The sequence below is a fragment of the Lentzea sp. NPDC036949 genome, assembly GCF_055608075.1.
Genome location: NZ_JBVJRA010000023.1, coordinates 24,798 through 50,401, shown reverse-complemented (window position 1 = coordinate 50,401; position 25,604 = coordinate 24,798). Strand labels below are relative to the sequence as shown.

Here is a 25,604-nt window from a genome sequence, read left to right as displayed (position 1 = left end):
GTCTGGTGGAGCTCGGGTTCAGCGGCCGAACTGGCGGAGGAGCTCGGTGATCGTCCTGGCGGCGTCCAGCAGGGCGGCGATGACCTGCCGCTCGTGTTCCGGGGTCAGCCGGCCCAGCGGGACAGAGCAGCTCATCGCGTCCAGCACGGGGTTGCGATAGGGCAGGGCGACGGCGAAGCAGCCGAGCCCCGGCGTGTTCTCCTCGCGCTCGTGGGCGTACCCGGCGTTGCGGAACCCGGCGAGCTGCTCGTGCAGGGCCGCCCGGTCGGTCACCGTGTTCGGCGTCAGCGGCGCCAGCCCGTCGGGGAGGATCAGGTCGACCTCCTCCGGAGTCCGCGTGGACAGCACGGCCTTGCCCAGCGACGTGGAGTGCGCGGGCAGCCGGCGGCCGACGCGCGAGACGACGCGCAGGTGGTGCTCGGACTCGCGGCTCGCCAGGTAGACGACGTCGGCACCGTCCAAACGGGCGAGGTGCACGGTCTCGTTGATCTCCTGGCGCACCTGCTCCATCACCCGGATGGCCGCCCGCACGACGGGGTCGTGGTCCAGGTAGGACGTACCGACGAGCAGCGCGCGAACGCCGATGCCGTAGGTGCCCCTGTCCGAGTCGACCTCCACCCAGCCGCGCGCGACGAGCGTCTGCAGCAGCATGTAGAGGCTGGACTTGGGGTAGCTGAGCTCGCGGTGCAGCTCCGTGAGCGTCAGCCTGCGGTCTGACGCGGACAGCACCTCGAGCAGCTCCACCGTGCGGTCGGCGGACTTCACCGCACCCGGACGAGCCGTGCCCTTGTCGATCGGCGACGCCACCTGGCCTCCTCGAAACAGGAAAGCAACTTGCCCTTGACACGTTGCTGTCCTGATTCTTACAGTCCTGCACCAGGTTCACAAGTACGACCCAGGTTCACATACCTGAACTCGAAGGGCCTGACGATGCGCCGTAGATCAGCCACCACCGTCGCCACGCTCAGCGTGGCCGCCCTGCTCGCGGGGTGTGGCAGCGGCAGCACGGCCTCGTCGGCCAAGGACCCGGACAAGCCCCTCGAGGTGTGGACCCGCTCGACCGAGGCGACGGCGAAGGTCTACGAGAAGATCTTCAAGTCCTTCACCGAGAAGACCGGTGTGCGGGTCGACTACAAGCCGATCTTCAACGACTTCGACAAGCAGGTGCAGCAGCGCGCCGCGTCGAAGGACCTCCCCGACGTCGTCATCACCGACACCGGCTCGCTCGGCAACTTCGTCAAGCAGGGCTGGACGACCGAGGTGAACCGCGGAGACGTCGAGGGTGGCTCCGACGTCGTCGACCGCGCGTGGAACAACGCCAAGGGCGCGGACGGCAAGTTCTACGCCATCCCCTACTCCACCCAGGCGATGGTCACGCTGATCCGCAAGGACTGGCGCGAGAAGCTCGGCAAGCCGATCCCCACGACGTGGGAGGAGCTCGACGACCTCGCGAGGGCCTTCACCCGCGACGACCCCGACGGCAACGGGCAGAACGACACCTACGGCATGCTCGTCCCCGGCACCACCGACCGCGGCTACCTCGCCTGGTGGGCGTCGAGCTACATCTGGCAGGGCGGCGGCGACATCCTGGAGGAGCAGGGCGACGGCAAGTTCCGCGTCGGCATCGACTCCCCGGAGTCGGTCAAGGCCGTCGAACGGCTGCGCAAGCTCTTCTGCGAGGACAAGGTCGTGCAGCCCGGCTCGCTGACGCTGGGCACCAACGACGCGCACCCGCTGTTCGAGGCCGGCAAGAGCGGCATCTACCTCACCGGCCCCTACATGATCGGCCGCTTCGACAAGTCGGTCGGCAAGGACAGGTACGAGGTCATCGCGTCCCCGCGCGGCCCGGCCGGTGCCACCGTGCTCGGTGAGGGCGAGAACATCTACCGGATGGCCGGCTCCGCGAAGACCGCCGACCAGGAGAAGCTCGCCGAGTACCTCATCACGCCCGAGGCGCAGCAGGCCGGCATGAAGGGCGACCCGCAGCCCGTGGTCCGCCTGCCCGTCAACAAGAACGTCGACGTCGACGCGACCTACGACGACCCGCGCTGGGCAACCGTGGCGGGCGTGTACTCCAGCGAGGCGCGGCCGTTCCCGAGCGTCCCGAACTTCGCGCCGTTCCGGCAGAAGACCTCGGAGACCCTGAACTCCATCCTCGCGAAGTGCCCCGCCGACTCCTCGTCCGAGCTGAGGTCGCTCGCGGAGGCGCTCAAGAAGGAGCTCGACAACCAGAAGGCGTCGAAGTGACGGCAGTGCGGTCACCCGGCGACACCCGAGACGTGGGCTTGACGGCTAGTGGCGGCGGTGCCGTCGAGACCCACCCCGTGAGGCGGCGCCGCCGGCGCCGCCTCACGGGAGCCACCTTCGTCCCCTGGCTGTTCCTGCTCCCCGCCGCGCTGATCTTCCTGGTCTTCAAGTTCATCCCGATGGCAGAGGGCATCCGGCTCTCGCTGTACCAGGTGCGGCCGTTCCTCGGTGACATCTTCGTCGGGTTCGAGAACTACGCCACGATCCTGCGGGACGAGAAGTTCCTGACCGCCGGCTGGCACACCCTCGTGCTGGCCGGCGGTCAGACGGCCGGTGCGATGGTGATCGGCTTCTTCCTCGCGTTGTTGCTGGAAGGCCACACCAAGACGCTGTGGTTCGTGCGGTCCGCGGTGTTCCTGCCCGTCGTGGCGGCCACCGCGGTCATCGGTGAGATCTGGCGGCTCTTCTTCTACCCGGCACCGGAAGGCTTCCTCAACGAGCTCATCTCGTGGGTCGGGCTCGGCCCGTGGGAGTACATCCACGACCCCGGCACGTCGCTGGTGTCGGTGATGTTCGTCGGCATCTGGAAGCACGCGCCGTACGACATGGTGCTGATCCTCGCCGGTCTGGCCGGCATCGACCGCCGGCAGTACGAAGCGGCCGCGATCGACGGTGCCTCGACGCCCCAGCGGATCTGGAACGTGACACTGCCCGCGTTGCGGCCCGTCATCACGATCCTGCTGACGCTGGCGGCGATCCGCGGCCTGCGCGTGTTCACCGAGGTGTACGTGCTGACCGGCGGCGGACCGGCCGGGTCGACCGACGTCTGGATGACCCGCGTCTACACCACCGCGTTCGAGCAGTCCGAAGCCGGGCTCGCCTCCGCTGGCTCCGTGCTGTTGTTCCTGGTCACCTTGGTTTTGACGGTCAGCGTGCAGTGGTACCGCCGCCGGAGGGAGGCGCGATGAGCAGCGTCAACTCAAGCCGTTTCGACAGCGCCCTCGGCTGGTCCACCCACACCGGCGCGTGGTTCAGCCGGGGCCTCCGCTTCGTCCTGGGCGCCCTCGCGGTGGTCCTCTTCTGCGGGCCGCTGCTGGTCATCTTCTCGGGCGCCTTCGACCACAACCCGGACCCGACGAAGCTGTCGGTGGTACCGGACGACCCGTCGCTGATCAACTTCCGGGTCGCGGCGGAGAACAGGATCTGGCACTACCTGGCCAACTCGCTGATCATCGCCGGCGGCGCCTTGCTGCTGCAGCTCGCGGTCAGCGTGTTCGCCGCCTACGCGCTGGCGCGCAAGAAGTTCCGCGGACAGGCCATCGCGCTGCTGGTCATCCTCGCCACGATGATGCTGCCGGAGGAGGTCATCGCGATCCCGCTGTCCCTGGTGATCGGCGACCTCCCGCTGCTGCACGTGAGCCTCAGGGGCACCCTGCTCGGCGTCATCCTCCCGTTGGGGGCGTGGGGTTTCTCCATCTTCGTCATGACGGAGTTCATGAGGGAGATCCCCGCGGAGCTGGAGGAGGCGGCCAAAGTGGACGGTGCGGGGGAGCTGCGGCTCTTCGCGCAGATCATCCTCCCGCTGTGCAGGCCGGCGCTGGGCGTCATCGCCGTGTTCGGCTTCAACATGATCTGGGAGCAGTACCTGCTCCCCCTGATCGTCGCCGCCGACCCCTCCGACTACACGCTCACGGTCGCACTGCTCGCGCTCCGCTCCGACGACATGGTCGGGACGGGGATCGTGCTGGCCGGTGCGTTGCTGGCGCTGGTACCGAGCCTGGTCGTGTACCTGTCGCTGCAGAAGTCCTTCCTGCGTGGGATCACCACGGGAGCGATCAAGGGATGAGTGCTGGTATGCAACTCGATGGTGTGCTGTTCTTTCCGGTGACCCCGTTCGACACCGAGGGAAACATCGCCTGCGACGTGCTCGCCGAGCACGTCAAGCACGGTGTGTCGGCCGGTCCGGGCGCGGTGTTCGTCGCCTGCGGCACCGGCGAGTTCCACGCGTTGGAGCTGGCGGAGTTCGAACGCGCGGTGGCGGTCGCGGTCGAGGCGACCGGCGGGCGGGTACCGGTGTTCGCCGGTGCCGGTGGCTCGGTGGCGTTCACCAAGCAGTTCGTGCAGGCCGCCGAACGCGCCGGTGCCGACGGCATCCTGCTGCTGCCGCCGTACCTCGTGACGAACCCGGCCGCCGGCCTCGTGCGGTACGTGGCCGAGGTCGCGGGCGCCACGGAGCTGCCGATCATCGTGTACCAGCGCAACAACGCGCGGTTCACGCCGGACACCGCCGTCGAGGTCGCGTCGATCCCGAACGTCATCGGCCTCAAGGACGGCCTGGGCGACCTCGACCAGATGCAGCGCATCGTGCTCTCGGTGCGCGCCGGCGTCGACAAGCCGTTCCAGTTCTTCAACGGCCTGCCGACCGCGGAGATGACCCAGCTCGCCTACCGGGCCATCGGCGTCGAGCTGTACTCGTCGGCGGTGTTCTGCTTCGCGCCGGAGATCTCCCTCGGCTTCTACCAGGCCGTGCAGTCGGGGAACACCGAGCTGGTCAACCGGTTCCTGCACGAGTTCTACAAGCCGCTGGTCGAGCTGCGCGACCAGGTCCCCGGCTACGCCGTCGCCCTGGTGAAGGCGGCCGTGCGCGCGAACGGCCTCGACGTCGGCGGCGTGCGCGCGCCGCTGGTCGACCCGTCCGACGAGCACCTCGCCGCGCTGGACAAGATCATCGCCGCGGGCAAGGCCCTGCTGGCCTGAGGGGACGGTCGCCGTGAAGATCACCGAGATTGTTCTGACACCGATCGCGTTCCGCGACCCGCCGCTGCTGAACTCGGCCGGCGTGCACGAGCCGTGGGCGCTGCGCACGATCGTCGAGGTGCACACCGACGAGGGCATCTCCGGGCTGGGGGAGACCTACGGCGACCTCGGGCACCTGGAGCGCTCGCGGTCCGTCGTCGGCTCGCTCATCGGCTTGGACGTGTTCGCGCTCAACGAGATGCACACGCGCGTCTCCTCTGTGCTCGGCGGCACCGTCGGGCTCGACAAGCACGGCCTGACCGGCCAGATCACCGCGGAGAGCACCGTCGACCGGGTGTTCTCGCCGTTCGAGGTCGCGTGCCTGGACATCCAGGGCAAGGCGCTCGGTCGCCCGGTGCACGACCTGCTGGGCGGCGCCGTCCGCCCGGCGGTGCCGTACTCCGCCTACCTGTTCTACAAGTGGGACGGGCACCCCGGTGCCGAACCCGACGAGTGGGGCGCGGCGGTCGACCCCGCGGGCATCGTGGCGCAGGCGCAGAAGATGATCGGGCAGTACGGCTTCGGGTCGATCAAGCTCAAGGGCGGCGTCTTCCCGCCGGAGCAGGAGGTCGAGGCGATCCGCGCGCTGCGCGAGGCGTTCCCCGGCCACCCGCTGCGGCTCGACCCGAACGCGGCCTGGTCCCCGGCGACGTCGCTGCGGGTCGCGGCCGAGCTGGACGGCGTCCTGGAGTACCTGGAGGACCCGACCGCGCAGATCGCCGGCATGGCCGAGGTGGCCGCGCAGGCGCCGATGCCGTTGGCCACCAACATGTGCGTGGTCGCGTTCGAGCACCTGCGGCCGTCGGTCGAGCAGGGTGCCGTGCAGGTGATCCTGTCCGACCACCACTACTGGGGCGGGCTGCAGCGGTCGCGGCAGCTGGGCATGATCTGCCAGACGTTCGGCATCGGCCTGTCGATGCACTCGAACTCGCACCTGGGCATCTCGCTGGCCGCCATGACGCACCTGGCCGCCGCGACGCCGAACCTGAACTACGCCTGCGACACGCACTACCCGTGGAACGCGGCCGACGAGGTCGTCGAACCCGGCGTGCTGTCCTTCGTGGACGGTGCGGTGCCGGTGCCCACCGGTCCGGGCCTGGGCGTGTCGCTCGACCGGGACGCGCTGGCCCGGCTGGCGGAGAACTACGAGCGGTGCGGCATCACGGCCCGTGACGACACGGGGTACATGCAGAAGTTCGACCCGAGCTACGAGAGGAAGCGCCCCCGGTGGTGAAGTCGGTTGTCCACGCCTACCCGTGGGACCTGATCGGTGATCCTGACGCCGTTGCGCGGTACCGGGACCTCGGTGTCGACGCGGTCGCCCTGGCCGCCTCGTACCACACGGTGCGGGCGGCGACCCCCTTGCACCCGGAGCACCGTCTGGTCGACGCGCGGCACGCGGCGCTCTACCTGCCCGTGCGCCCGGAGAAGTACGGGCGGCTCGTGCCGGCGGAACCGTCCTGGGTGGACGGTCCCGACTCGTTCGGCGAGGCGGCCGCCCTGGTCCGTGCGGCCGGGCTGCCGGTGTACGCGTGGACCGTGCTGACGCACAGCTCGCGGCTGGGCGACCTGCACCCGGACGTCACCGTGGTGAACGCGTTCGGCGACCGGTACCCGTACGCGCTGTGCACGGCGCAGCCCGACGTCGTGGAGTACACGTCGGCGCTGGTGTCGGAGGTGCTGGAGCTCGGTGCGCCGGACGGGGTCGTCCTGGAGGCCTGCGGGCCGCTGGGGTTCGTCCACGGCGGGCACCACGAGAAGACCGACGGCACCGACTGGAACGCGGTGCAGCAGAAGCTGTTGTCGCTCTGCTTCTGCTCGGCCTGCACCGCCCTGTACGCCGACCCGGACGCCGTGCGCGCAGCGGTGCGGGCCGGGGTCGACCGCGGCGCACCCGGCGTCGAGGAAGCGCTGGGTGCGCTCGCGGACGACGTCCGCGCGGTGCGCACGGGTGTGGTGCGGTCGTTGCGGCAACGCGTCGTCGGTGAGATCCGTGCCGCCGAGCCTTCCGTCCGGATCGGCATGCACGTGACGGCGGACCCGTGGGGCACCGGGCCGTTCGCGACCGTCGCCGGCGGGCTGGACGCGGACGTCGACGTGCTCACCACCATGTGCTGGCCGGGCCCGGAGGTCGCGGTGCCGGGCATCGAGGCGTTGCGCGCGGCCGCCCCGGACACGCGGATCGCCGCGTACGTGCTGGGACTGCCGCCGAAACCGGCCGACGGAGCGGCGCTGTCGAAGGAGTGGCTGGCGTACGCGGACGCGGGGGTTGAGGAGTTCCACCTCTACCACGGCGGCCTGGCGTCGGCGGCCCGGCTGGAGGCGCTGCGCGAGGCGGTCGCGGCCGTTTCCCGGTAACTGTGAAGCGAACTCGCTGCAACCCGTTGTGAGCGCGGTTCCGTCCTTGGTGCATGAGGCACATCGGAACCGTAGTTGGCACTGGCGCCCTGCTGCTGGTGATGACCGCCTGTGGCAGTGCGCAGAACACCGGCACTGGAGCAGGTGGCGGTCCAACCTTGCCGACCGCCACCTCGTCCTCCTCGGAGGTGCCGCCGGGCATCGCGCCCGGTGAGGTGCCGCCCGACGGCACACCGGTGACGAAGCTGGACACCAACGCCCTGGCGTCGGACTACCCGCGCACCGCGTGGACCCAGGGCGACGGCAAGACCGTCACCGTCGTGGCCCAGGAGGCCGGGTGCGGCAAGGCCAGCGCGTCGGTGCTGGAGCAGTCGGCGTCGGTCGTGAAGATCGAGCTGCTGGAGACGCTGCCGCTCACCAAGCAGATGTGCACGATGGACATCCGCTTCCCCCCGCTGAAGGTGCAGCTGGACGAGCCCCTGGGTGAGCGCACGGTCGTGCTGACGTCGCGGCAGGAACAGAAGTAGACCTCCCTCCCCCGGTGCCCGGCCGGCACCTGCCCCGTCGGCCGGGCACCACCCGCGCTCAGCTCCGTTTGCAAGGATGGTGCGCATGAGAAACGTCGTCGCTGCCGTTGCTCTCGCTGTCGTGGTCGCCGGGTGCTCGTCCGGTGGCACGTCGAGCGCGCCGGGTTCGAGCTCCTCCTCCGGTGCCGCGCCGACCGGGACCTCCGCGCCCGGCACGTCGACGCCGGGGTCGAGCTCGCCCTCCGCCCCCGTGCAGCCGCCGGTGTCGATCTCGCAGGAGAAGCCGGTCGTGCCGCCGGACGTCACGCCGGTGCCTCAGGAGAAGGTCGACTCGACATCGTTGTCAGAGACCTTCCGCACCGAGGCCTACGTGTTCGGCGACGGTCGCGACGTCGAGGTCTTCGGCGTCGGCGGTGGCTGCAAGGAGGCCCGCGCCGAGGTGACCGCGCAGTCCGCCGAGGTCGTGCAGGTGACGCTGGTGACGATCACCAAGCAGCCGCCGGGCACGGTCTGCACGCAGGAGGTCCGCGAGGTCCCGCTGACCGTCCGCCTCGACGCGCCGCTGGGCGACCGCCGGCTCGTGCTGGAGTCCCGCGAGGAGTCCGGCTGACGGCTGGGACACCGATGTGTGGATCTTCGCCTGGGGAACCGCGAGCTGCACGTGCACGACGTCGGGGAGGGCGCCGGTCTTCTGGCACCACGGCACGCCCAACCTCGGCCTCCCGCCCGAGCCGTTGTTCCGGCCGAGTGTCCGCTGGCTCTCGTACGACCGGCCCGGCTACGGCAGGTCGACCCCGCTGCCCGGTCGGACGGTGGCGTCGGCCGCGACTGACATATCGCACATCGCCGACGAGCTCGGCCTGTCGGCGTTCGCGGTCGTCAGCTATTCCGGTGGAGGCCCGCACGCCTTGGCCGTGCCGCTCTGCTCGGTGACCGCGTCACCGCCGCGTGCCTGGCGCCGTTCGACGCCGCCGGCCTCGACCACTTCGCCGGCATGATCCCCTCCGGCTCGGCCTCGCTGCGTGCTGCGGCTGCGGGCCGTGCGGCGAAGGAGCAGCACGAGTCCTCCGGCGCCGAGTACGACCCGGAGTTCACCGAGGCCGACCTCGCCGTGCTGCGCGGTGACTGGTCGTGGTTCGAGCAGGTCGTCGGTCCCGCCCTCGCCAACGGCCCTGGTCCGCTCATCGACGACGACCTCGCCCACGTGACCCGTGGGGCTTCGACCCGTCGGCCATCACCGCACCGACCGTGCTGCTGCACGGCGAACGCGACGGCATCGCCCCCGTCGCACACGCCCGCTGGCTGGCCGGCCGCATCCCCGGCGCCGAGCTCCGCCTGTTCGCCGACGACGGCCGCATCTCCGCGCTCACCCACGTGCCCGCCGTCCTCGACCAGCTCCTACCTGCCCCTTTGCAACGACTCTTTGGACGACGACCGCAAAAGAGTCGTTGCAAAGGAGTGGGCCAAGCAACGGCCGGACCAACCGATATATCAGTTGGCCCGGCCGTTGAGGTGTTGCGGCAGCTCGGCTGGAAGCCGGCTGTGCGAGCTAGCGGCGGAAGCTGATCTGCAGGGTCGGGGCGGAGGTCTCGGCGAAGAAGTCGTTGCCCTTGTCATCGACGACGACGAACGCCGGGAAGTCCTCGACCTCGATCTTCCAGACCGCCTCCATGCCGAGCTCGGGGTACTCCAGCACCTCGACCTTGCGGATGCAGTCCTGCGCCAGGCGTGCCGCCGGGCCGCCGATCGAACCGAGGTAGAAGCCACCGTGCGTGGCGCACGCGGACGTCACCTGCTTGGAGCGGTTGCCCTTCGCGAGCATCACCAGCGAGCCGCCCGCGGCCTGGAACTGCTCGACGTAGGAGTCCATGCGGCCGGCGGTCGTCGGGCCGAACGACCCGGAGGCGTACCCCTCCGGCGTCTTGGCCGGGCCCGCGTAGTAGACCGGGTGGTCCTTCAGGTACTGCGGCATCTCCTCGCCGGCGTCGAGGCGTTCCTTGATCTTGGCGTGCGCGATGTCGCGAGCCACGACCAGCGGACCGGTCAGCGACACGCGGGTCTTCACCGGCAGCTGGGCGAGGACCTCGCGGATCTCGGCCATCGGGCGGGTGAGGTCGATGCGGACGACCTCGTCGGACAGGTCCTCGCCCTCGACCTCGGGCAGGAACTGGGCCGGGTCGCGTTCGAGCTGTTCCAGGAACACGCCCTCGGCGGTGATGCGGGCCTTGGCCTGGCGGTCCGCCGAGCACGACACCGCGATGCCGACCGGCAGGGACGCGCCGTGGCGGGGCAGGCGGATGACGCGCACGTCGTGGCAGAAGTACTTGCCGCCGAACTGGGCGCCGATGCCGAAGTTGCGGGTCAGCTCCAGGACCTGCTGCTCCAGGTCGCGGTCGCGGAACGCGTGGCCCGACGCCGAACCCTCCGACGGCAGGTTGTCGAGGTAGCGGGCCGACGCCAGCTTCGCGACCTTCAGGTTCTGCTCCGCGGACAGGCCACCGACCACCACCGCGAGGTGGTACGGCGGGCAGGCGGCGGTGCCGAGCGAGCGCAGCTTCTCGTCGAGGAACGACGCGAGGCGCTTCGGGTTCAGCACCGCCTTCGTCTCCTGGTACAGGAACGTCTTGTTCGCGCTGCCGCCGCCCTTGGCCATGAACAGGAACTCGTACACCGGGTCCTGGCCGGGCTTGTGGAACACCTCGATCTGCGCGGGCAGGTTGGTGCCGGTGTTCTTCTCGTCCCAGAACGTCAGCGGCGCCATCTGCGAGTAGCGCAGGTTGAGCTCCTGGTAGGCCTCGTAGACGCCGCGGGCCAGTGCCTGCTCGTCGTCGCCGCCGGTCAGGACCGTCTCCGTGCGCTTGCCCATGATGATCGCCGTGCCGGTGTCCTGGCACATCGGCAGCACGCCGCCGGAGGAGATGGCCGCGTTGCGCAGCAGGTCCATCGCGACGAAGCGGTCGTTGCCGGACGCCTCGGGGTCGTCGATGATCTTGCGCAGCTGGGCGAGGTGCGACGGGCGCAGCAGGTGCTGGATGTCGCGGACGGCTTCCTTCGCGAGCAGCGTCAGGGTCTCCGGCGCGATCTCCAGGAACCTGCGGTCGCCGGCCTCGATCAGCTTCACCCCGTCGGAGGTGACGAGGCGGTACTCGGTCTCGGTGTCCTTCGCGAGCGGGAGGACGTCGGTGTACTCGAAAGTGGTGGGCACGGCGTACACAACTCCAACGGTGTGCAGTTCGGATCAGAAAACCGTACCGCCACCAAAGGGACGTACCACGCCCCGTCCACCGTGTTCTTCGCTACGGCCGCCCGAAACGCGGAAGGCCGGGGCAGCCCCCGGCTGCCCCGACCTTCCTCCGTGTGCGACGCCCGGCTCTCGGCGGGCGTCGCGTGGCTTGGTAACGCCCGACCGTGCCGTGCGTTGAGTCACAAGTCAATGCTCGCGGTCGCCTGAGATCCGACCGTGACACCACCTGGCCCAACGGGTCTCAGGAGGCGTATGCCCGCAGCTTCGCGGCCCTCTCGCCCTGGCGCAGCTTCGACATGACCTCGCGCTCGATCTGGCGCACCCGCTCGCGGGACAGGCCGAACCGCTTGCCGATCTGGTCGAGGGTGCGCGGCTGACCGTCTTCGAGGCCGTAGCGCAGCCGGATCACGGCCTGCTCGCGCGGCTCCAGCGTGGCGAGCACGCGGCGCAGGTCGTCCTGCAGCAGGCCGGAGATGACGGCGCTCTCGGCGTCGGTCGCGTCCGAGTCCTCGATGAAGTCACCGAGGGGAGCGTCCTCCTCCGTGCCGACCGGCATGTCCAGCGATACCGGGTCACGGGCGTGGTCGAGCAGGTCGGAGACCTTGTCCACGGAGATGCCCGACTCCTTGGCGAGCTCCTCGTGCGTGGCCTCGCGGCCCAGCGACTGGTGCAGGTCGCGCTTGATCCGCGCGAGCTTGTTCACCTGCTCGACCAGGTGGACGGGGAGGCGGATGGTGCGGCCCTGGTCGGCCATGCCGCGGGTGATGGCCTGGCGGATCCACCACGTCGCGTACGTCGAGAACTTGAAGCCCTTGGTGTAGTCGAACTTCTCCACCGCGCGGATCAGGCCCAGGTTGCCCTCCTGGATCAGGTCCAGCAGCGGCATGCCGCGGCCCGTGTAGCGCTTCGCGAGCGACACGACGAGGCGCAGGTTGGCCTTGAGCAGGTGGTCCTTGGCACGGCGGCCGTCGCGGACGAGCTCCCCCAGCTCTTCGCGACGGGTGGGAGTCAGGCGCTTGGCCGTCTCCAGGACGTGGTGGGCGAACACGCCCGCCTCGATGCGCTTCGCGAGGTCGACTTCCTCCTCGGCGGTGAGCAGCGCTGTCTTGCCGATTCCGTTCAGGTAGACTCGAACGAGGTCGGCCGCTGGCCCCTGAGCGTCGAGGTCGGCTGCTTCGACGGCGGTGTTGTCTCCGACTTCACGGTCGAAGATCCTGGTGACGGTCATGGATCTCCCTCCCCCTGCTGCGGGCGACGCGGTCGCGGGCACGGTGGTCAAGGCGGCGCGGCGCTGCGCCCTGGTGCCGGTTCGCGGCGGGCCCGCTCTGTGGATCCCATCGCTTGCTGGCTCTCATCCGGGGTAACGAACCGGATTCCGAATTCGTTCCCGACTTCCTGACCTGAAGACGTCGCCGCTGTCACAACGGTTGCGCGAGTAATCTGAGGATTGGCTGAGAAGCCTTTCCTCAGACCTCCACGAGCACCGTGAACGGACCGTCGTTCACGCTCCGCACCTTCATCTCCGCCCGGAAACGTCCCGTTTCGACCCGTGCGCCCATTTGGCGCAGCTCCGCCACGACGGCGTTCACCAACGGTTCCGCGTGCTCGGGCCGCGCGGCCGCCGTCCAGGACGGGCGGCGGCCCTTGCGCGTGTCCCCGTAGAGGGTGAACTGGCTGACGACCAGCAGGGGAGCGCCGGTCGACTCGCACGACTGCTCGTCATCGAGGATCCGCAGCCCGTGCAACTTGCGCGCCATTTTGGCGGCGTGGGCCGCCGTGTCGTCGTGGTGGACGCCGAGCAGGACCAGCAATCCGGGCTCGGTGATCGCCCCGACGACCTCCCCTTCGACTTCCACACTCGCCTCTGTGACGCGCGCCACAACGGCTTTCACGCGGGAATCAACATTCCGTGCCGGATGAGATCACGAACGATCGGCAACGCGGCTTCCGAATCGATTTCTCCATAACTCCAGCAACGCGAGCAGGTCCGCCAACGGCAGCGCACCCGTGCACCCGGCGACGAGCTTGGCCGTCGCCTCGTCCACCTCGTGCTGCCAGCCGGGCCCGTCGGTGCGGTGCAGCCGGGCCACGACCTTGCGCCAGCCCTCCTCGCCCGCCTCGGACACCTCCTCCAGCAGCACGGTGTCCGCGACCCGGAACGTCCGGTCGAGCAGGTCGGGGTTCGCGCGCAGCCACGCCACGTTGTCGAGCCACCGCGCCGCCTCCGGGCCCAGCGGGTCGTCGAACGCGTGCCGCAGGTCCTCGCACACGACCTCGGAGTGCAGCTCGTCGGTGCGCCGCAGCGTCACGTACCCGAACCCGACGCCCTGGACGTCGTTCTCCTCGAACCAGTCGAGCCACGCGGCGGCCTTCGCCCGCCCCTCCGGACTGCGCGGGTCGACGCCCGCGTCCTTGAGCCACGTGCCGACGTACAGCGCCGGCTCCGCGATGTCGCGCTGCACGAACCACGCGTCCACACCGCCGCGGGGGAGCCAGCCGGAGACGCGCTCCTCCCAGTCCTCGCCCTTGCGGTGCACCCAGGACGCGAGCAGCTGCCCCACACCACCCTCGTTGAGGAACGCGGGCAGCTGCCGGATCACCAGCGCCGACGCGTCGTCACCGCCGAGACCGGAGTCGCGGTAGACGTAGTCGACCCGCGGCGGCCCGACGACGAACGGCGGGTTGCACACGACCTGGTCGAACCGCCGGTGGCGCACCGGGCCGAACCACTCGCCCTGCAACGTCTCCACGTCCAGCCCGTTGATGCGGAACGTGCCCTGTGCGAGCCGTAGCGCGCGCTCGGACAGATCGGTGGCCGTGATGCGTTCGGCGTGCTTGCTGGCGTGCAACGCCTGGACACCGCAGCCGGTGCCGAGGTCGAGCAGCGAGCCGACCGGGGTGCGCCGGGTGGCGCGGGCGAGGCTGATCGAGGCGTGGCCGACGCCCAGGACGTGGTCCTCGGGCACGGAACCGCCGCGCAGGTCGGAGTCGAGGTCGGCGATGACCCACCAGTTGTCCTCGTAGGGCCGCACGTCCAGCCCGGCGGTCAGCTCGCTCGTCAGCACCTCGTTCGCGACGAGGTCGTCGATGTCGGTCCCGGCCAGCGCCCTGCGGACGTCCTGCTCGGGTTCGGTGTCGCCGAGCAGGAACAGGCGGATCAGCGTGCCGAGGGTCCCGGCGTCCCTGCTGGCGCGGCGGGCGGGTTCCGGCTCGCCCCTGCCGAGGGCGGCGTGGGCCTGCGGGCCGAGCGCGTCGACCACGCCGTCCGCGGTGTAGCCGGCGTTCTCGAAGGCCTCGCGCAGGCGGGCGCACAGGTCGGCGGAAAGATCAGGGTGCACGGCTGCACATGTTTTCACGGCACCGGGATCAGCGCGTGGCCGACAGCCTCATCACCGACAGCGCGATCGCCATCGCCAGCCGCTGGTCCGGGTCGTCGAGCGGAAGCGGTGTCACCTCCGCCATCTTCTGCATGCGGTACCGCAGCGTGTTCGGGTGCACGTTGAGCTCCCGCGCGGCGGCCCGCACGTCACCCTGGGCTGCGAGCCACGCCTTCAGCGTCGATGCGTAGTTCGTCCCGAACTCCTCGTCGTGTTGCAATATATTGGATATCGGTCCACGGGTCGGCAGCCGTCCGGCGTCGGCGACGGCCGCGAGCCGGTGCAGCAGCACCCGTGCCCACGCGTCGTCGTACACGACCGGCTCACCCGTCGACAGCGCCAGGCACTCGTCGGCCTCCTGGCGCGAGGTCGGCAGCTGCGTCGCCTCGGCCGGCCCGCCGACACCGGCCAGCACCGTCGCCTCCGCCGGCAGCTCCCGCACCAGCGAGCGCACCCAGTCGACGGCGTCGTCGGCGGCGGGGATCACCGTGTAGAGGACGTTGCCGAACAACGCGCTGCGCCCCGGCCGCGACCAGCCGAAGCCCGCGGTCGCCCGCTGGAACGCCAGCACCGCCGCCCCGTGCTCGCCCTCGCCCGCGTGCGCCTGCACCGCGATCACCCGCAGGTCCGCCGACGGCAGGCCGAGCCGGGCGACGTCCGCGGACTCCGGGTGTTCGAGCAGCCGGATGACCAGGTCGGCCTCCGCCTGGCGTTCGAGGTCGGTCGAGGCACGCGAGCGCAGCAGGTGCAACGCGGCTGTGCGCGCGCCGTCCACCAACGCCGCCGTGCGGGCCGCGTCGACCGGGCCGGTCACCTCCACCCACACCGAACCGAGCAGCTCGCGTCCGGCGCGCACGGCGGCCACCAGGCGGTTGCCCAGCTGCGGGGTCAGCTTGGGCACGAAGATCGGTTCGTCGGACGAGGCGAGGTGCGTGAAGACGCCGTACTCGTCGAGCGCGCGCCGGGCCTCCTCCGGCACCCGGCGGCCCAGGATGGTCTGCACCCGCACCGGGTCGACGTCCTGCTGGCGGTAGGAGTAGGCGAGCACGCGGGACTGCTGGTCCTCGATCGTCACCGGTCCGCCGACCACGCCCGCGATGACGTCGGCCAGCCCGAACAGGTCACCGGTGCGCGTGCCGCCGTTGACCAGTGTCTGCGTCACGTTCGCGAGCTGGCTCCACGGCACCGAGGGGTCCACGAGCAGCACGGCCGCGCCGGACTTCTTCGCGGCGACCACGACCCGTTCGTCCAGTGGCGGCCTGCCGTGCAGCACCACCGCGGAGGCTGCGGTCGACGACACCAGCCGGGCCGCCGCGGCGACCGACGGCGTGCCCAGGCCCAGCAGCACGTCCCCCGCGGCGGCGGGCGTGTTCTCGGCCGGGTCGTGCAGGGCGACCCCGCGCAGCTCGGCGGCACGGCCCCTCGGCGCGCACGCCAGGTGCGTGCCCAGGCTGCCGAGCACGTCCACGAGGCGATCAAGGGCGACCACCCGCGGATGTTAACCGCCGACCGGCCGTCCCGGTCGTCACCCGGACGTGCGACCATGGATGCCGGAGGTGGTGTCGTGAGCAGTCCAGACCGGAACGACACCCCGGTGTTGATCACCGAGGCGGCCCCGTCCTACGAGGAACAGCACGCCGCCCGGCGCCGCAAGTACGCGATCATGATGAGCCTGCGCTTCCCGTGTCTCATCCTCGCGGCGCTGTTCGCGCACACGTGGTGGCTCGCGCTGTTCTTCATCGTGCTGTCCGTGCCGTTGCCGTGGATGGCCGTGCTGATCGCGAACGACCGGCCGCCGCGCAAGTCCGAGAAGGTGAACCGGCACCAGGTCGAACGCCGCGCGATCGCACCGAAGAGCACGACCGTCATCGACGGTTAACGGGGCGGCTGGGCGCCGACGACGGCGACCGCCCGCGAACCCGCGCGCACGCCACCGAGCAGCGCGTCGCGCTTGGACGCACCCGAGAGCCACGCCGCGAGGAACCCCGCGTCGAACGCGTCACCGGCACCGGTCGAGTCGACGCACTCGGCGCGCTCGGCCGGAACCGACACGATCTCGTCGGCGTCGACCCACGAGGCACCGTCCGGGCCGGAGGTGACCACGACGGTCCCGACGTGCGAGAGCAGCTGCTTGGCCGCGGCCGGGTCGGGTGAGCCCGCCAGCGCCGCCAGCTCGTCGGCGTTGGGCATCAGCACGTCGACGCCCCGCACGTCCTCCAGGAACCACGGCGTGGCCTCGATCAGCACCGCGGCCTGCGGGTCCACCGACGTGGTCCAGCCGGCCGCCCGCGCAGCCGCCAGCGCCGCCAGCCCGGCGGGCCGCGAGGTGGCGTCGAGCAGCACGTAACCGGACAGGTGCAGGTGGCCGTCCGCGCCCGCGAGCAGGCCGGGGTCGAGGTCGGCGGGGGAGAACCGGGCGTTCGCTCCGCGGTCGGGCAGCATCGAGCGCTGGCCGTTCTCGTCGACCAGCACGACCACGCAGCACGTCGCGAGGTCCGGGTCGACCGCGAACGCGCACCGCACACCCGCGGCGGTCAGCTCGGCGTGCACCTGCCGTCCCGCCGAGTCGGCGCCCACGCGCGCGACCAGCACCGGCGACGCACCGCACGCGGCCAGCCACACGGCCGTGTTCGCGCCCGCGCCGCCGGGTTCGATCGTCACCTTCGCGCGCACGTCACCGCCGTGCGCGATGGGGCCGGAGTGGCGGGCGACGACGTCCAGGCCGGCATCGCCGACCACGACGACCGGCCTCACCGGCACAGCTCCACCGCGACCTCGGCCGCGACCTGGACGTTGCTGACGACGAGCTCCTCGTTCGCGTCGAGGCTCACGCCCCCGCTCGCGGTGTGGAAGTGCTCCAGCAGCACCGGCGTGACGTCCTTGCCGCGCACGTCGCCGTCGACGAGCTTCCGCAGGCCCTCGGCGAGCAGCCGGTCGTGCAGCCCGGCGTCCATCTCGAACGCCTCCGGGATCGGGTTGACCAGCAGCATGCCGCGCTCGCCCGCCGCGAACACCGCGGCCGCCTGCTTCGCGTCCTCGACCCGCCACGGCACGCCGAACTCCGACTCGCGCCGGTAGAACGCGGGGAAGCGGTCGGTCCGGTAGCCGACGACCGGCACGGACCGGGTCTCCAGCACCTCCAGCGTCGCGCCCATGTCGAGGATCGACTTCACCCCGGAGGACACCACGAGCACCGGCGTCGTCGCGACCACGTCGAGGTCGGCCGAGACGTCCCACGTCTCGTGCGCGCCGCGGTGCACACCGCCGAGGCCGCCGGTGCCGAACACGCGGATGCCGGCCCGGTGGGCGAGCGCGGTCGTGGACGCCACGGTCGTGGCACCGCTGCGGCCGAGCGCGCAGGCGGCGCCCAGGTCGCGCAGGGACAGCTTCAGCAGCTCCTCGGAGCAGACCCGCTCCAGCTCGGCGGTGGTGAGGCCGATGTGCGGCACGCCGTCGAGCACGGCGATCGTGGCCGGGACGGCACCGGCCTCCCGCACCACGCGCTCCAGGCGTGCGGCGACGGTCAGGTTGCGCGGGGCGGGCAGCCCGTGGGACAGGATCGTGCTCTCAAGTGCGACGACCGGCCGGTTCTCGGCCAGTGCGGCGGCAACTTCCTCAGCGATGTGCAGCGTAGTCACGAGAGGGCATCTTCCCAGGTACTCTGGGCGGGTGAGCACCCAGACTCTCCCCGAGGTCGACGTACGGCCGGATGAGACCGACCAGTCCTCGGACGACGCCCCGAAGATGTTCCACTACGTGCGCAAGGCGAAGATCGCCGAGAGCGCCGTGATGGGCACCCACGTGGTCGCACTGTGCGGCGAGGTCTTCCCGGTCACGCGGTCGCCGAAGCCCGGTTCGCCGGTGTGCCCGGACTGCAAGAAGATCTACGAGAACCTGCCCGAGGGCGGCGGCGAGGAGTAGCCCTCCTGTCCTGCGACGCGAGCCCCGGCGCCTGCTGCTCAGGCGCCGGGGCTCGCGTGCGTCGCGGACCTGTCAGGGGCCGCTGGTGCGTTCGCGTTCCTGCTTGACGGCCTGGACCGGTAACGGTGTCGTGAGCTGCGTGTCGGCGGGAGAGGGCGCGGTGTGGGCGGTCTGCTCCGGCCTGGCCGGCCGGGGCCGCGCGGCCTCCTCGCGGATGCGCGACGCGGCGCGTTCCAGCTCCAGGCGGCGCCACCGGCGGCGCTGGCGGCGGGTCATCTTCGCGGGCCACATGTCCTGGATGGCGCTGTTGAAGTACGCGCCGATCGTGATCGCCAGGCCGATGAAGAACACGAACAGCAGGAACGCGATCGGCGTCGCCAGCGCGCCGTAGGTGTAGCCGGTGGTGGTGATCCACTGGATGTACAGGCGCAGGCCGATCGACGACAGGATGAACACCGCCATCGCGAGGACCGCGCCGGGCAGCACCCGGTGCCACGGCAGCTTCCGCGGCAGGGCGAGTTTGTAGAGCATCGACAGCGACAGCACGAGCAGCAGCCCCACACCGGGGTAGTAGAAGCGGCTCACCCACGTCTCGACGTAGGGCTGCCACGACGCCGGGAACAGCTGCGGCAGGATTTCCGGGCCCAGCGCCAGCACCGGCAGGCCGACCACCAGCGCGACCAGCGACACCATGTACAGCAGCAGGGCGAACAGGCGCTGCCACAGTTCGTTGCGCACGCCGTACTGGCCGTGCGCGACCGTGATCGCGTCCACGAACGACGACATCGCCGAAGACCCCGCCCACAGCGAGATCAGGAAGCCGATGGAGACGATCTCGCCCTTGCCGGTGCTCAGGATCTCGGTGACCGTCGGCTGGATCACCCCGTTCACCACGTCCCCGCTGAAGATCGTCCGGGTGAACCCGATGATCCTGTCCTGGACGGCGCTCACGACCGCGGAGCCGAACCAGTCGCCGAGGTAACCCATGGCGCCCAGCACTCCGAGCAGCAGCGGGGGGAACGAGAGCGTCTGCCAGAACGCGGCCTCGGCGGCTTCTGAGAAGATGTTTCCCTGCCACGCCTTCGACAGCGTGCGCGCCAGTAGACGCAGCGGCGTCTTGCGGCCGGACCTGCGTGCGTCGTTGTCGGTAGGCGAGCCCATCGCAAGGTCAAGCATGGTGCATGTGGCCACGTTTCGCGGCATCGGCGTCCGGAACAGGTAGGGTCGGGGTGCCCTCGGCGACGGCCTGCCTGAGGGCAGTTTTGTGTCGAAACCACGTTCGACCTGCGCAAACGAGGAGAAACACGTCTGTGACAGCGACAGCGACAGCGACAGCAGCAATGCGACCGCTGCGGGCATGGCAACGCCGCGCGCTGACCAAGTACCTGGCGGCGAAGCCCCAGGACTTCCTCGCCGTCGCCACGCCCGGTGCGGGGAAGACGACCTTCGGCCTCCGGGTGGCGGCCGAGCTGCTCGCCGACCGCACGATCGAGGCCGTCACGATCGTCACGCCCACCGAGCACCTCAAGCACCAGTGGGCGAAGTCCGCGGCCGAGCAGGGCATCGCGATCGACTCGAACTTCCGCAACACCAACGCGATCACCTCCCGCGACTACCACGGTGTCGCGGTCACGTACGCCCAGGTCGCCGCGCACCCGTCGCTGCACCGGGTGCGCACGGAGAACCGCAAGACGCTCGTGCTGCTCGACGAGATCCACCACGGCGGTGACGCGAAGTCGTGGGGTGACGCGATCCGCGAGGCGTTCACGCCCGCCGTGCGCCGGCTGTGCCTGACCGGCACGCCGTTCCGCTCCGACGACTCGCCGATCCCGTTCGTGCAGTACGAGGAGGGCGCGGGCGGGTTCAAGACCTCGAAGGCCGACCACACCTACGGCTACTCCGACGCGCTGCGCGACGGCGTCGTCCGGCCCGTGCTCTTCATGGCGTACTCGGGTGAGGCGTCGTGGCGGACCAGCGCGGGCGAGGAGTTCACGGCACGGCTGGGCGAACCGCTCACCCAGGAGCAGACCGCGCGGGCCTGGCGCACCGCGCTGGACCCGGCCGGCGACTGGATGGCCTCCGTGCTGCGCGCCGCCGACCAGCGGCTCACGCAGAAGCGCGAGAACGGCATTCCCGACGCCGCCGGCCTGGTGATCGCGACCGACCAGGAGACCGCGAAGGCCTACGCGCAGGTGCTCCTGCGCGTGACCGGCCACACCGCGACCGTCGTCCTCTCCGACGACCCGAAGGCCTCGGGCAAGATCGCCGAGTTCGCCGCGACGAACGAACGCTGGATGATCGCCGTCCGCATGGTGTCCGAAGGCGTCGACGTCCCGCGGCTCGCGGTCGGCGTGTACGCCACGTCGTCGTCGACCCCGCTGTTCTTCGCGCAGGCCGTCGGACGCTTCGTGCGCGCCCGCAAGCCCGGCGAGACCGCGTCGGTGTTCCTGCCCTCGGTGCCGGTCCTGCTGCAGCTCGCGGCCGAGCTGGAGGCCCAGCGCGACCACGTCCTGGGCAAGCCGCACCGGGAGAAGGACGGCTGGGACGACGAGCTGCTCGCCGACGCGAACCAGACCAAGGACGAACCCGGCGAGGAGGAACGCGCCTTCACCGCGCTGGGCACCACCGCCGAGCTCGACCAGGTCATCTACGACGGTTCGTCGTTCGGCACGGCGGCGTTCGCGGGCTCGCAGGAGGAGCAGGAGTACCTCGGCCTGCCGGGGCTGCTGGAGCCCGACCAGGTGCGCACGCTCCTGTTGCAACGCCAGGAGGAGCAGCTCGCGTCAGCGGCCAAGCGCCCCAAGGCGGAAGCCCAGGTGCGGGAGGTGCGGACGGCCAGCGTCCAGGAACGGCTCGCCTCACTGCGCAAGGAGCTCAACACCCTCGTCGCCATGCACCACCACCGCACGAAGAAGCCGCACGGCAAGATCCACAACCAGCTGCGCGAGTACTGCGGTGGCCCGGTGACGGCGATGGCGAGCATCGAGCAGCTCGAAGAGCGGATCGCGACGCTCCGCTCCTGGTGAGCGCCGATATATCGGATATGGCACATCGCTGATCAGGCGATATGCCATATCCGGTATCCAGTATGCGATATCCCGTATGCGATATATCGCTCAAGCTCGGACGACGGCGACCGCGAGCGTGCTGTAGCTCGCGGTGAAGCCACCACCCATGGCGTCGATCGCGTTGCTGACGGCGTCGACGACGACATCGACCTTGTCGCGGGCGAGCGGCGTGAGCGAGCCCGTGGTGAGCATGAGGTCGAGGTAGCTGCCGGTCGTGTAGCTGTGCTCCCAGTCGGCACGCCACTGCTCGGCACCGCTGAACTCGCCGGTGGCCAGGAACGCGTCGGCGGTCCGGGCACAGCCAGTCGCGTAGCTCTGCAGCGCCTGCTCGGCCGTCGTGCTGAGCTGGAACGGTGCGTCGGGCACGACGCGCCGGTACGCATCGGCGAAGGCCTGAGCAACCGGGTCCGGCGGCGTGAACACGTGCCACAGCGCGACGAACAACCCACCGGACCGCAGCACCCGCGCGACCTGAGCGGGGCCGACAGCGGGATCGACCCAGTGCCACGACTGGGCCGCGACGACGGCGTCGACCGTGCGGCCGGCCGGGTCCCAGCTCTCGAACGCCGCCGTCTCGACGATCACACCGGTGCCGCGGGCGAACTCGGCCATCCGCTCGTCGGGCTCGACACCGAGCACGGTGCAGCCCGCGTCCCGCAGTTGCCGGGCGGCGATGCCCGTGCCGCAGCCGACGTCGAGCACGCGCGGACCGGTGCCGAGGCCCGGGGCGGAGCCGGTGTCGGGGCCATGGCCAAAGCCCATGTCGGGATTCGCGCCGGAGCCAGTGGCGTAGCCCAGGCCGGAGTCTGTGTTGGGCCCGCGTTCGGAGGTTGCGCCGGAGTCCGTGTCGGAACCCCAGCCGGAGCTCGCACCGGAGCTCCGGCCAGAGCCCGTGTCGGGAACTCGGCTGGAGCCTATGGCGGAACTGCGGCTGGAACTCGTGTCGGGAACCCGGCCCGAGCCCGTGTCGGAGCTCGCACCGGAACTCCGGCCGGAGCCCGCGGCGGAACCCCGACCCGAGTCCGTATCGAGACCCCGGCCCGAGCCCGTGTCGGAGCCCGCGCTGGGACTCCGGCCGAAGCTCATGGCAGGACCCCGGCCGGAGCCCGTGTCAGGACCGCGTCCGATGCGGGCGATCCGGTCGACCATCTCGGCGGGGTAGGGCGGGCGAGCGCGGTCGTAGCGGTCGGCGTCCGAGCCGAAGCTCTGCGACCACCCGGCTAGAGTGGGCATGTGCCCACTCTAGTGGGCATGCGCCCACTTGTGAACCGAGCGAGGGTGGAGGCGCGAGCCGTGCCGACCGGGGTGCATCTGCGTGACGTGCGGGAACAGCTGTTCGGCGCGGCCGAGCAAGTGCTGCGCGAGGGCGGTCCCAGTGCGTTGACCAGCCGCGCGGTCACGGAGACCGCAGGCGTCGCCAAAGGTGTGTTGCACCGGCACTTCGCGGACTTCGACGCGTTCCTCGCCGCGTTCGTCGTGGACCGCGCGACCAGGACGGAACGACGGCTCGCGGAGCTGACCGCGGGTGAGGGGACGGTCGTCGGCAACCTGGCCGAGGCCGTCGAGGCGGTCTTCACGTCCGTCGCCGTGTCGGTGGTCGCGCTGATCACCTTCCGCGACGAGTTGCGCGCCCGGCTGCGCGACACCTGGCCCGCCGGGGTGCCGGTGCTGACCGAGGCGGTCGAGTTGATCGCGGCCTACCTCGCCGCGGAACAGCGGCTCGGCCGGGTCGAGGCCGACGTCGAGGTCGACGGCCTGGCGCCGATGCTCATCGGCAGCGCCCACCTGTTGTTCGCCGACCGGCAGGCGCGGCCGGACGCGGAGAGCGTTCGACAGCTGGTTCGACGGGTCGTTCGACCGGCCATCGATTCACCTGCCGACAACTGATATCCGATATATCAGTACTGGTTGCAGTAGTGCCTTGGTAACGCTCTCACAACGCTCGGTAGCTAAATTGCGGCAGAGTTACCGCATCGTGACGACTTAATCGATGCAGTGTGGTTCCGGTCACGCGTATGTCGGGCATACGTTGTGCGCCACAACATTCTCTGTGACACAGCGCAGTGAAAGGGATGGCGGATGCGCAGCAAGACTCTCGCTTCCATCGCCGTTACCGCGGGCCTCGCCCTGGCGGTTTCGGCGTGCGGCGCCAACACGTCCTCCGGCACCGGGGGAAGCACCGAAACGAACTCTGGCAGCGGCAGTGGCGCGAAGGTCGGCGTGATCCTTCCTGAGACCGCCTCCTCCGCACGCTGGGAGGGCTTCGACAAGCCGCTCCTCAAGGCCGCTCTGGAGAAGGAGGGGCTCGTCCCCGACATCCAGAACGCCCAGGGCGACGTCCAGAAGTTCAGCACCCTCGCCGACGGCATGATCAACGCCGGCGTCAAGGTCCTGATCATCGCCACGCCCAACAGCGAGGTCGGCGCCTCCGTCGCCAAGAAGGCGCAGGCCCAGGGCATCCAGGTCATCGACTACGACCGCCTGAACACCGGTGGCTCCTCGTCCTACTACGTGTCGTTCGACAACGTGAAGGTCGGCGAGCTGCAGGGCCAGGGCCTCGCGGACGCGCTGAAGGCCGCGCCGCAGGGCGCGAACGTCATCGAGGTCGAGGGCGCGCCGACGGACAACAACGCGACCCTGTTCCACGAGGGGCAGCAGAAGGTCCTCAAGCCGCTCTACGAGTCCGGCAAGCTCAAGCTCGTGCAGTCCCAGCCGATCGACAACTGGGACAACCAGAAGGGTGGCCAGGTCTTCGAGCAGATCCTGACCTCCAACGGCGGCAAGGTGGACGGCGTCGTCGCCGCGAACGACGGCCTCGCCGGCGCGGTGATCACGGTCCTCAAGAAGGTCGGCCTGAACGGCAAGGTCCCGGTCACCGGTCAGGACGCCACCCCGGACGGTCTGCAGGCCGTGCTCCGCGGTGACCAGTACATGACCGTCTTCAAGCCGATCAAGGACGAGGCCGAGGCCGCCGCCAAGCTGGCCGCCGCCCTCGCCAAGGGCGACACGGCCGCCGCCGACGCCCTCGCGACCGGCACGACGAAGGACGGCAAGGCCAACCGCGACGTCAAGTCCGTGCTGCTCACCGCTCAGCTGATCACCAAGGACAAGGTCAAGTCCGTGGTCGACGCGGGCTTCGTCAAGGCCTCGGAGATCTGCGTGGCCGACACCCAGGCCGCCTGCACCGAGCTCGGCATCAAGTAGTAGGACCGCTTGCGTCCAGGCGGGGTGCGGACTGCGCACCCCGCCTCGGCGCGTGGTAACTCCGGAGGAACCCCCAGTGAGCGAGCCGATTCTCGAGCTGCGCGGCATCAACAAGAGCTTCGGTCCCGTGCACGTCCTGCACGACATCGACCTCGTCGTGAACCCCGGCGAGGTCACCGCCCTCGTCGGCGACAACGGCGCGGGCAAGTCGACGCTGGTCAAGTGCATTGCGGGCATCCACCCGACGGACTCGGGTGAGGTCCTTTTCAACGGCGAACCGGTGCACATCAAGGGCCCGCGCGACGCCGCAGAGCTCGGAATCGAGGTCGTCTACCAGGACCTCGCGCTGGCCGACAACCTCGACATCGTCCAGAACATGTTCCTCGGCCGCGAGCGCACCAAGGGCGGTCTGCTCGACGAGACCGACATGGAGCAGGCGGCGCGCAAGACGCTGGCGTCGCTGTCGGTGCGCACGGTGAAGTCGGTGCGCACGCAGGTCTCGTCGCTGTCCGGTGGTCAGCGCCAGACCGTGGCGATCGCCAAGGCCGTGCTGTGGAACAGCAAGGTCGTGCTGCTCGACGAGCCCACCGCCGCACTCGGCGTCGCGCAGACGCGCCAGGTGCTCGACCTGGTCCGCCGGCTCGCCGAGCAGGGCCTGGGCGTCGTCCTGATCAGCCACAACATGAACGACGTCTTCGAGGTCGCCGACCGCATCGCGTGCCTGTACCTGGGCCGCATGGCCGCCGTCGTGGGGTCCAAGGACGTCACGCACGGCCAGGTGGTCGAGCTGATCACCGCCGGACGTTCCGGTGACCTGGGCATCGCCCGCCCCGAGGCGGCGACGATCTGATGAGTTCCGAAG

General features: G+C 70.4%; 24 protein-coding genes and 1 pseudogene. 15 read left to right on the top strand and 10 right to left on the bottom strand.

Features of this window, described 5'->3' with window-relative positions; genetic code table 11:
• Positions 1-18 precede the first annotated feature (18 nt).
• Positions 19-807, bottom strand: coding sequence for an IclR family transcriptional regulator (locus ACZ7CD_RS37495; protein ID WP_360398362.1), 789 nt, complete (start codon positions 805-807; stop codon positions 19-21).
• A gap of 123 nt (positions 808-930) precedes the next feature.
• Here ACZ7CD_RS37495 and ACZ7CD_RS37490 point away from each other — a divergent pair, with 123 nt between their 5' ends.
• From ACZ7CD_RS37490 to ACZ7CD_RS37450, 9 genes are all read left to right on the top strand, one after another.
• Positions 931-2,247 (top strand): ABC transporter substrate-binding protein, encoded by a 1,317-nt coding sequence (locus ACZ7CD_RS37490; protein ID WP_470380736.1) that lies wholly within the window; start codon positions 931-933, stop codon positions 2,245-2,247.
• Positions 2,248-2,324: 77 nt separating this feature from the next.
• Positions 2,325-3,215 carry a carbohydrate ABC transporter permease gene (locus tag ACZ7CD_RS37485; protein ID WP_458433687.1) on the top strand — a complete coding sequence of 297 codons (891 nt, stop codon included), beginning with the start codon at positions 2,325-2,327 and terminating at the stop codon, positions 3,213-3,215.
• The gene (locus tag ACZ7CD_RS37480; RefSeq protein ID WP_458433686.1) at positions 3,212-4,093 is read left to right on the top strand and encodes a carbohydrate ABC transporter permease; all 882 of its coding nucleotides are present in this window, start codon (positions 3,212-3,214) and stop codon (positions 4,091-4,093) included. Before ACZ7CD_RS37485 ends, ACZ7CD_RS37480 begins: the two co-directional genes overlap by 4 nt.
• A gap of 8 nt (positions 4,094-4,101) precedes the next feature.
• Positions 4,102-5,004 (top strand): 5-dehydro-4-deoxyglucarate dehydratase, encoded by a 903-nt coding sequence (locus ACZ7CD_RS37475; RefSeq protein WP_360398355.1) that lies wholly within the window; start codon positions 4,102-4,104, stop codon positions 5,002-5,004.
• A 13-nt stretch (positions 5,005-5,017) separates the two neighbouring features.
• Positions 5,018-6,277 carry a glucarate dehydratase family protein gene (locus ACZ7CD_RS37470; protein WP_470380735.1) on the top strand — a complete coding sequence of 420 codons (1,260 nt, stop codon included), beginning with the start codon at positions 5,018-5,020 and terminating at the stop codon, positions 6,275-6,277.
• Positions 6,271-7,401, top strand: coding sequence for a hypothetical protein (locus tag ACZ7CD_RS37465; RefSeq protein WP_470380734.1), 1,131 nt, complete (start codon positions 6,271-6,273; stop codon positions 7,399-7,401). The genes ACZ7CD_RS37470 and ACZ7CD_RS37465 overlap by 7 nt, the downstream gene beginning before the upstream one ends.
• Positions 7,402-7,559: 158 nt before the next feature.
• Positions 7,560-7,928, top strand: a complete 369-nt coding sequence (locus ACZ7CD_RS37460) for a hypothetical protein (protein ID WP_360398349.1) — start codon at positions 7,560-7,562, stop codon at positions 7,926-7,928.
• Positions 7,929-8,013: 85 nt separating this feature from the next.
• Positions 8,014-8,538, top strand: a complete 525-nt coding sequence (locus ACZ7CD_RS37455) for a hypothetical protein (RefSeq protein WP_360398347.1) — start codon at positions 8,014-8,016, stop codon at positions 8,536-8,538.
• A gap of 16 nt (positions 8,539-8,554) precedes the next feature.
• The gene (locus tag ACZ7CD_RS37450; protein WP_470380733.1) at positions 8,555-8,926 is read left to right on the top strand and encodes an alpha/beta fold hydrolase; all 372 of its coding nucleotides are present in this window, start codon (positions 8,555-8,557) and stop codon (positions 8,924-8,926) included.
• Between the two features lie 551 nt (positions 8,927-9,477).
• On the opposite strand, the gene ACZ7CD_RS37445 is transcribed toward ACZ7CD_RS37450, so the two are convergent.
• The 5 genes and pseudogenes from ACZ7CD_RS37445 to ACZ7CD_RS37425 form a co-directional block, all read right to left on the bottom strand.
• A complete protein-coding gene (locus ACZ7CD_RS37445) occupies positions 9,478-11,142 on the bottom strand; it encodes a fumarate hydratase (RefSeq protein ID WP_470380732.1) in 1,665 nt (554 codons plus the stop codon).
• 271 nt (positions 11,143-11,413) lie between these two features.
• Positions 11,414-12,400: a sigma-70 family RNA polymerase sigma factor gene (locus tag ACZ7CD_RS37440; protein WP_360398341.1), complete on the bottom strand. Its 987-nt coding sequence runs from the start codon at positions 12,398-12,400 to the stop codon at positions 11,414-11,416.
• A gap of 238 nt (positions 12,401-12,638) precedes the next feature.
• Positions 12,639-13,064: a D-aminoacyl-tRNA deacylase gene (gene dtd, locus ACZ7CD_RS37435; protein WP_360398339.1), complete on the bottom strand. Its 426-nt coding sequence runs from the start codon at positions 13,062-13,064 to the stop codon at positions 12,639-12,641.
• Positions 13,061-14,528, bottom strand: a pseudogene (locus tag ACZ7CD_RS37430) (DUF7782 domain-containing protein). Before ACZ7CD_RS37430 ends, dtd begins: the two are co-directional and overlap by 4 nt.
• A 10-nt stretch (positions 14,529-14,538) precedes the next feature.
• Positions 14,539-16,038, bottom strand: a complete 1,500-nt coding sequence (locus tag ACZ7CD_RS37425; protein ID WP_360398335.1) for a PucR family transcriptional regulator — start codon at positions 16,036-16,038, stop codon at positions 14,539-14,541.
• A 54-nt stretch (positions 16,039-16,092) separates the two neighbouring features.
• Between ACZ7CD_RS37425 and ACZ7CD_RS37420 the strand changes: the two genes are divergently transcribed.
• Complete coding sequence (locus ACZ7CD_RS37420) at positions 16,093-16,428, top strand: DUF3099 domain-containing protein (RefSeq protein ID WP_360398333.1); 336 nt, start codon at positions 16,093-16,095, stop codon at positions 16,426-16,428.
• On the opposite strand, the gene ACZ7CD_RS37415 is transcribed toward ACZ7CD_RS37420, so the two are convergent.
• Together ACZ7CD_RS37415 and ACZ7CD_RS37410 are read right to left on the bottom strand one after the other, a co-directional pair.
• A complete protein-coding gene (locus tag ACZ7CD_RS37415) occupies positions 16,425-17,303 on the bottom strand; it encodes a carbohydrate kinase family protein (protein WP_360398331.1) in 879 nt (292 codons plus the stop codon). The two genes, ACZ7CD_RS37420 and ACZ7CD_RS37415, sit on opposite strands and share 4 nt — an antisense overlap.
• Complete coding sequence (locus ACZ7CD_RS37410) at positions 17,300-18,187, bottom strand: pseudouridine-5'-phosphate glycosidase (RefSeq protein ID WP_360398329.1); 888 nt, start codon at positions 18,185-18,187, stop codon at positions 17,300-17,302. The genes ACZ7CD_RS37415 and ACZ7CD_RS37410 overlap by 4 nt, the downstream gene beginning before the upstream one ends.
• Before the next feature lie 31 nt (positions 18,188-18,218).
• Here ACZ7CD_RS37410 and ACZ7CD_RS37405 point away from each other — a divergent pair, with 31 nt between their 5' ends.
• The gene (locus tag ACZ7CD_RS37405; RefSeq protein ID WP_360398327.1) at positions 18,219-18,470 is read left to right on the top strand and encodes a DUF3039 domain-containing protein; all 252 of its coding nucleotides are present in this window, start codon (positions 18,219-18,221) and stop codon (positions 18,468-18,470) included.
• A 72-nt stretch (positions 18,471-18,542) separates the two neighbouring features.
• On the opposite strand, the gene ACZ7CD_RS37400 is transcribed toward ACZ7CD_RS37405, so the two are convergent.
• Positions 18,543-19,631, bottom strand: a complete 1,089-nt coding sequence (locus ACZ7CD_RS37400) for a YihY/virulence factor BrkB family protein (RefSeq protein ID WP_458433676.1) — start codon at positions 19,629-19,631, stop codon at positions 18,543-18,545.
• A 179-nt stretch (positions 19,632-19,810) separates the two neighbouring features.
• Here ACZ7CD_RS37400 and ACZ7CD_RS37395 point away from each other — a divergent pair, with 179 nt between their 5' ends.
• Positions 19,811-21,496: a DEAD/DEAH box helicase gene (locus tag ACZ7CD_RS37395; RefSeq protein ID WP_470380731.1), complete on the top strand. Its 1,686-nt coding sequence runs from the start codon at positions 19,811-19,813 to the stop codon at positions 21,494-21,496.
• Positions 21,497-21,586: 90 nt separating this feature from the next.
• Here ACZ7CD_RS37395 and ACZ7CD_RS37390 read toward each other — a convergent pair whose 3' ends face one another.
• Positions 21,587-22,300 (bottom strand): class I SAM-dependent methyltransferase, encoded by a 714-nt coding sequence (locus ACZ7CD_RS37390; protein WP_470380730.1) that lies wholly within the window; start codon positions 22,298-22,300, stop codon positions 21,587-21,589.
• A 531-nt stretch (positions 22,301-22,831) separates the two neighbouring features.
• Between ACZ7CD_RS37390 and ACZ7CD_RS37385 the strand changes: the two genes are divergently transcribed.
• The 3 genes from ACZ7CD_RS37385 to ACZ7CD_RS37375 all read left to right on the top strand — a co-directional run bounded on the left by ACZ7CD_RS37385 (position 22,832) and on the right by ACZ7CD_RS37375 (position 25,592).
• On the top strand, positions 22,832-23,425 hold the full coding sequence (locus tag ACZ7CD_RS37385; RefSeq protein ID WP_470380758.1) for a TetR/AcrR family transcriptional regulator: 594 nt from the start codon (positions 22,832-22,834) through the stop codon (positions 23,423-23,425).
• A gap of 192 nt (positions 23,426-23,617) precedes the next feature.
• On the top strand, positions 23,618-24,742 hold the full coding sequence (locus ACZ7CD_RS37380; RefSeq protein WP_360398319.1) for a sugar ABC transporter substrate-binding protein: 1,125 nt from the start codon (positions 23,618-23,620) through the stop codon (positions 24,740-24,742).
• A gap of 76 nt (positions 24,743-24,818) precedes the next feature.
• Positions 24,819-25,592, top strand: coding sequence for an ATP-binding cassette domain-containing protein (locus tag ACZ7CD_RS37375; RefSeq protein WP_053738513.1), 774 nt, complete (start codon positions 24,819-24,821; stop codon positions 25,590-25,592).
• The last annotated feature ends 12 nt before the right edge of the window (positions 25,593-25,604 follow it).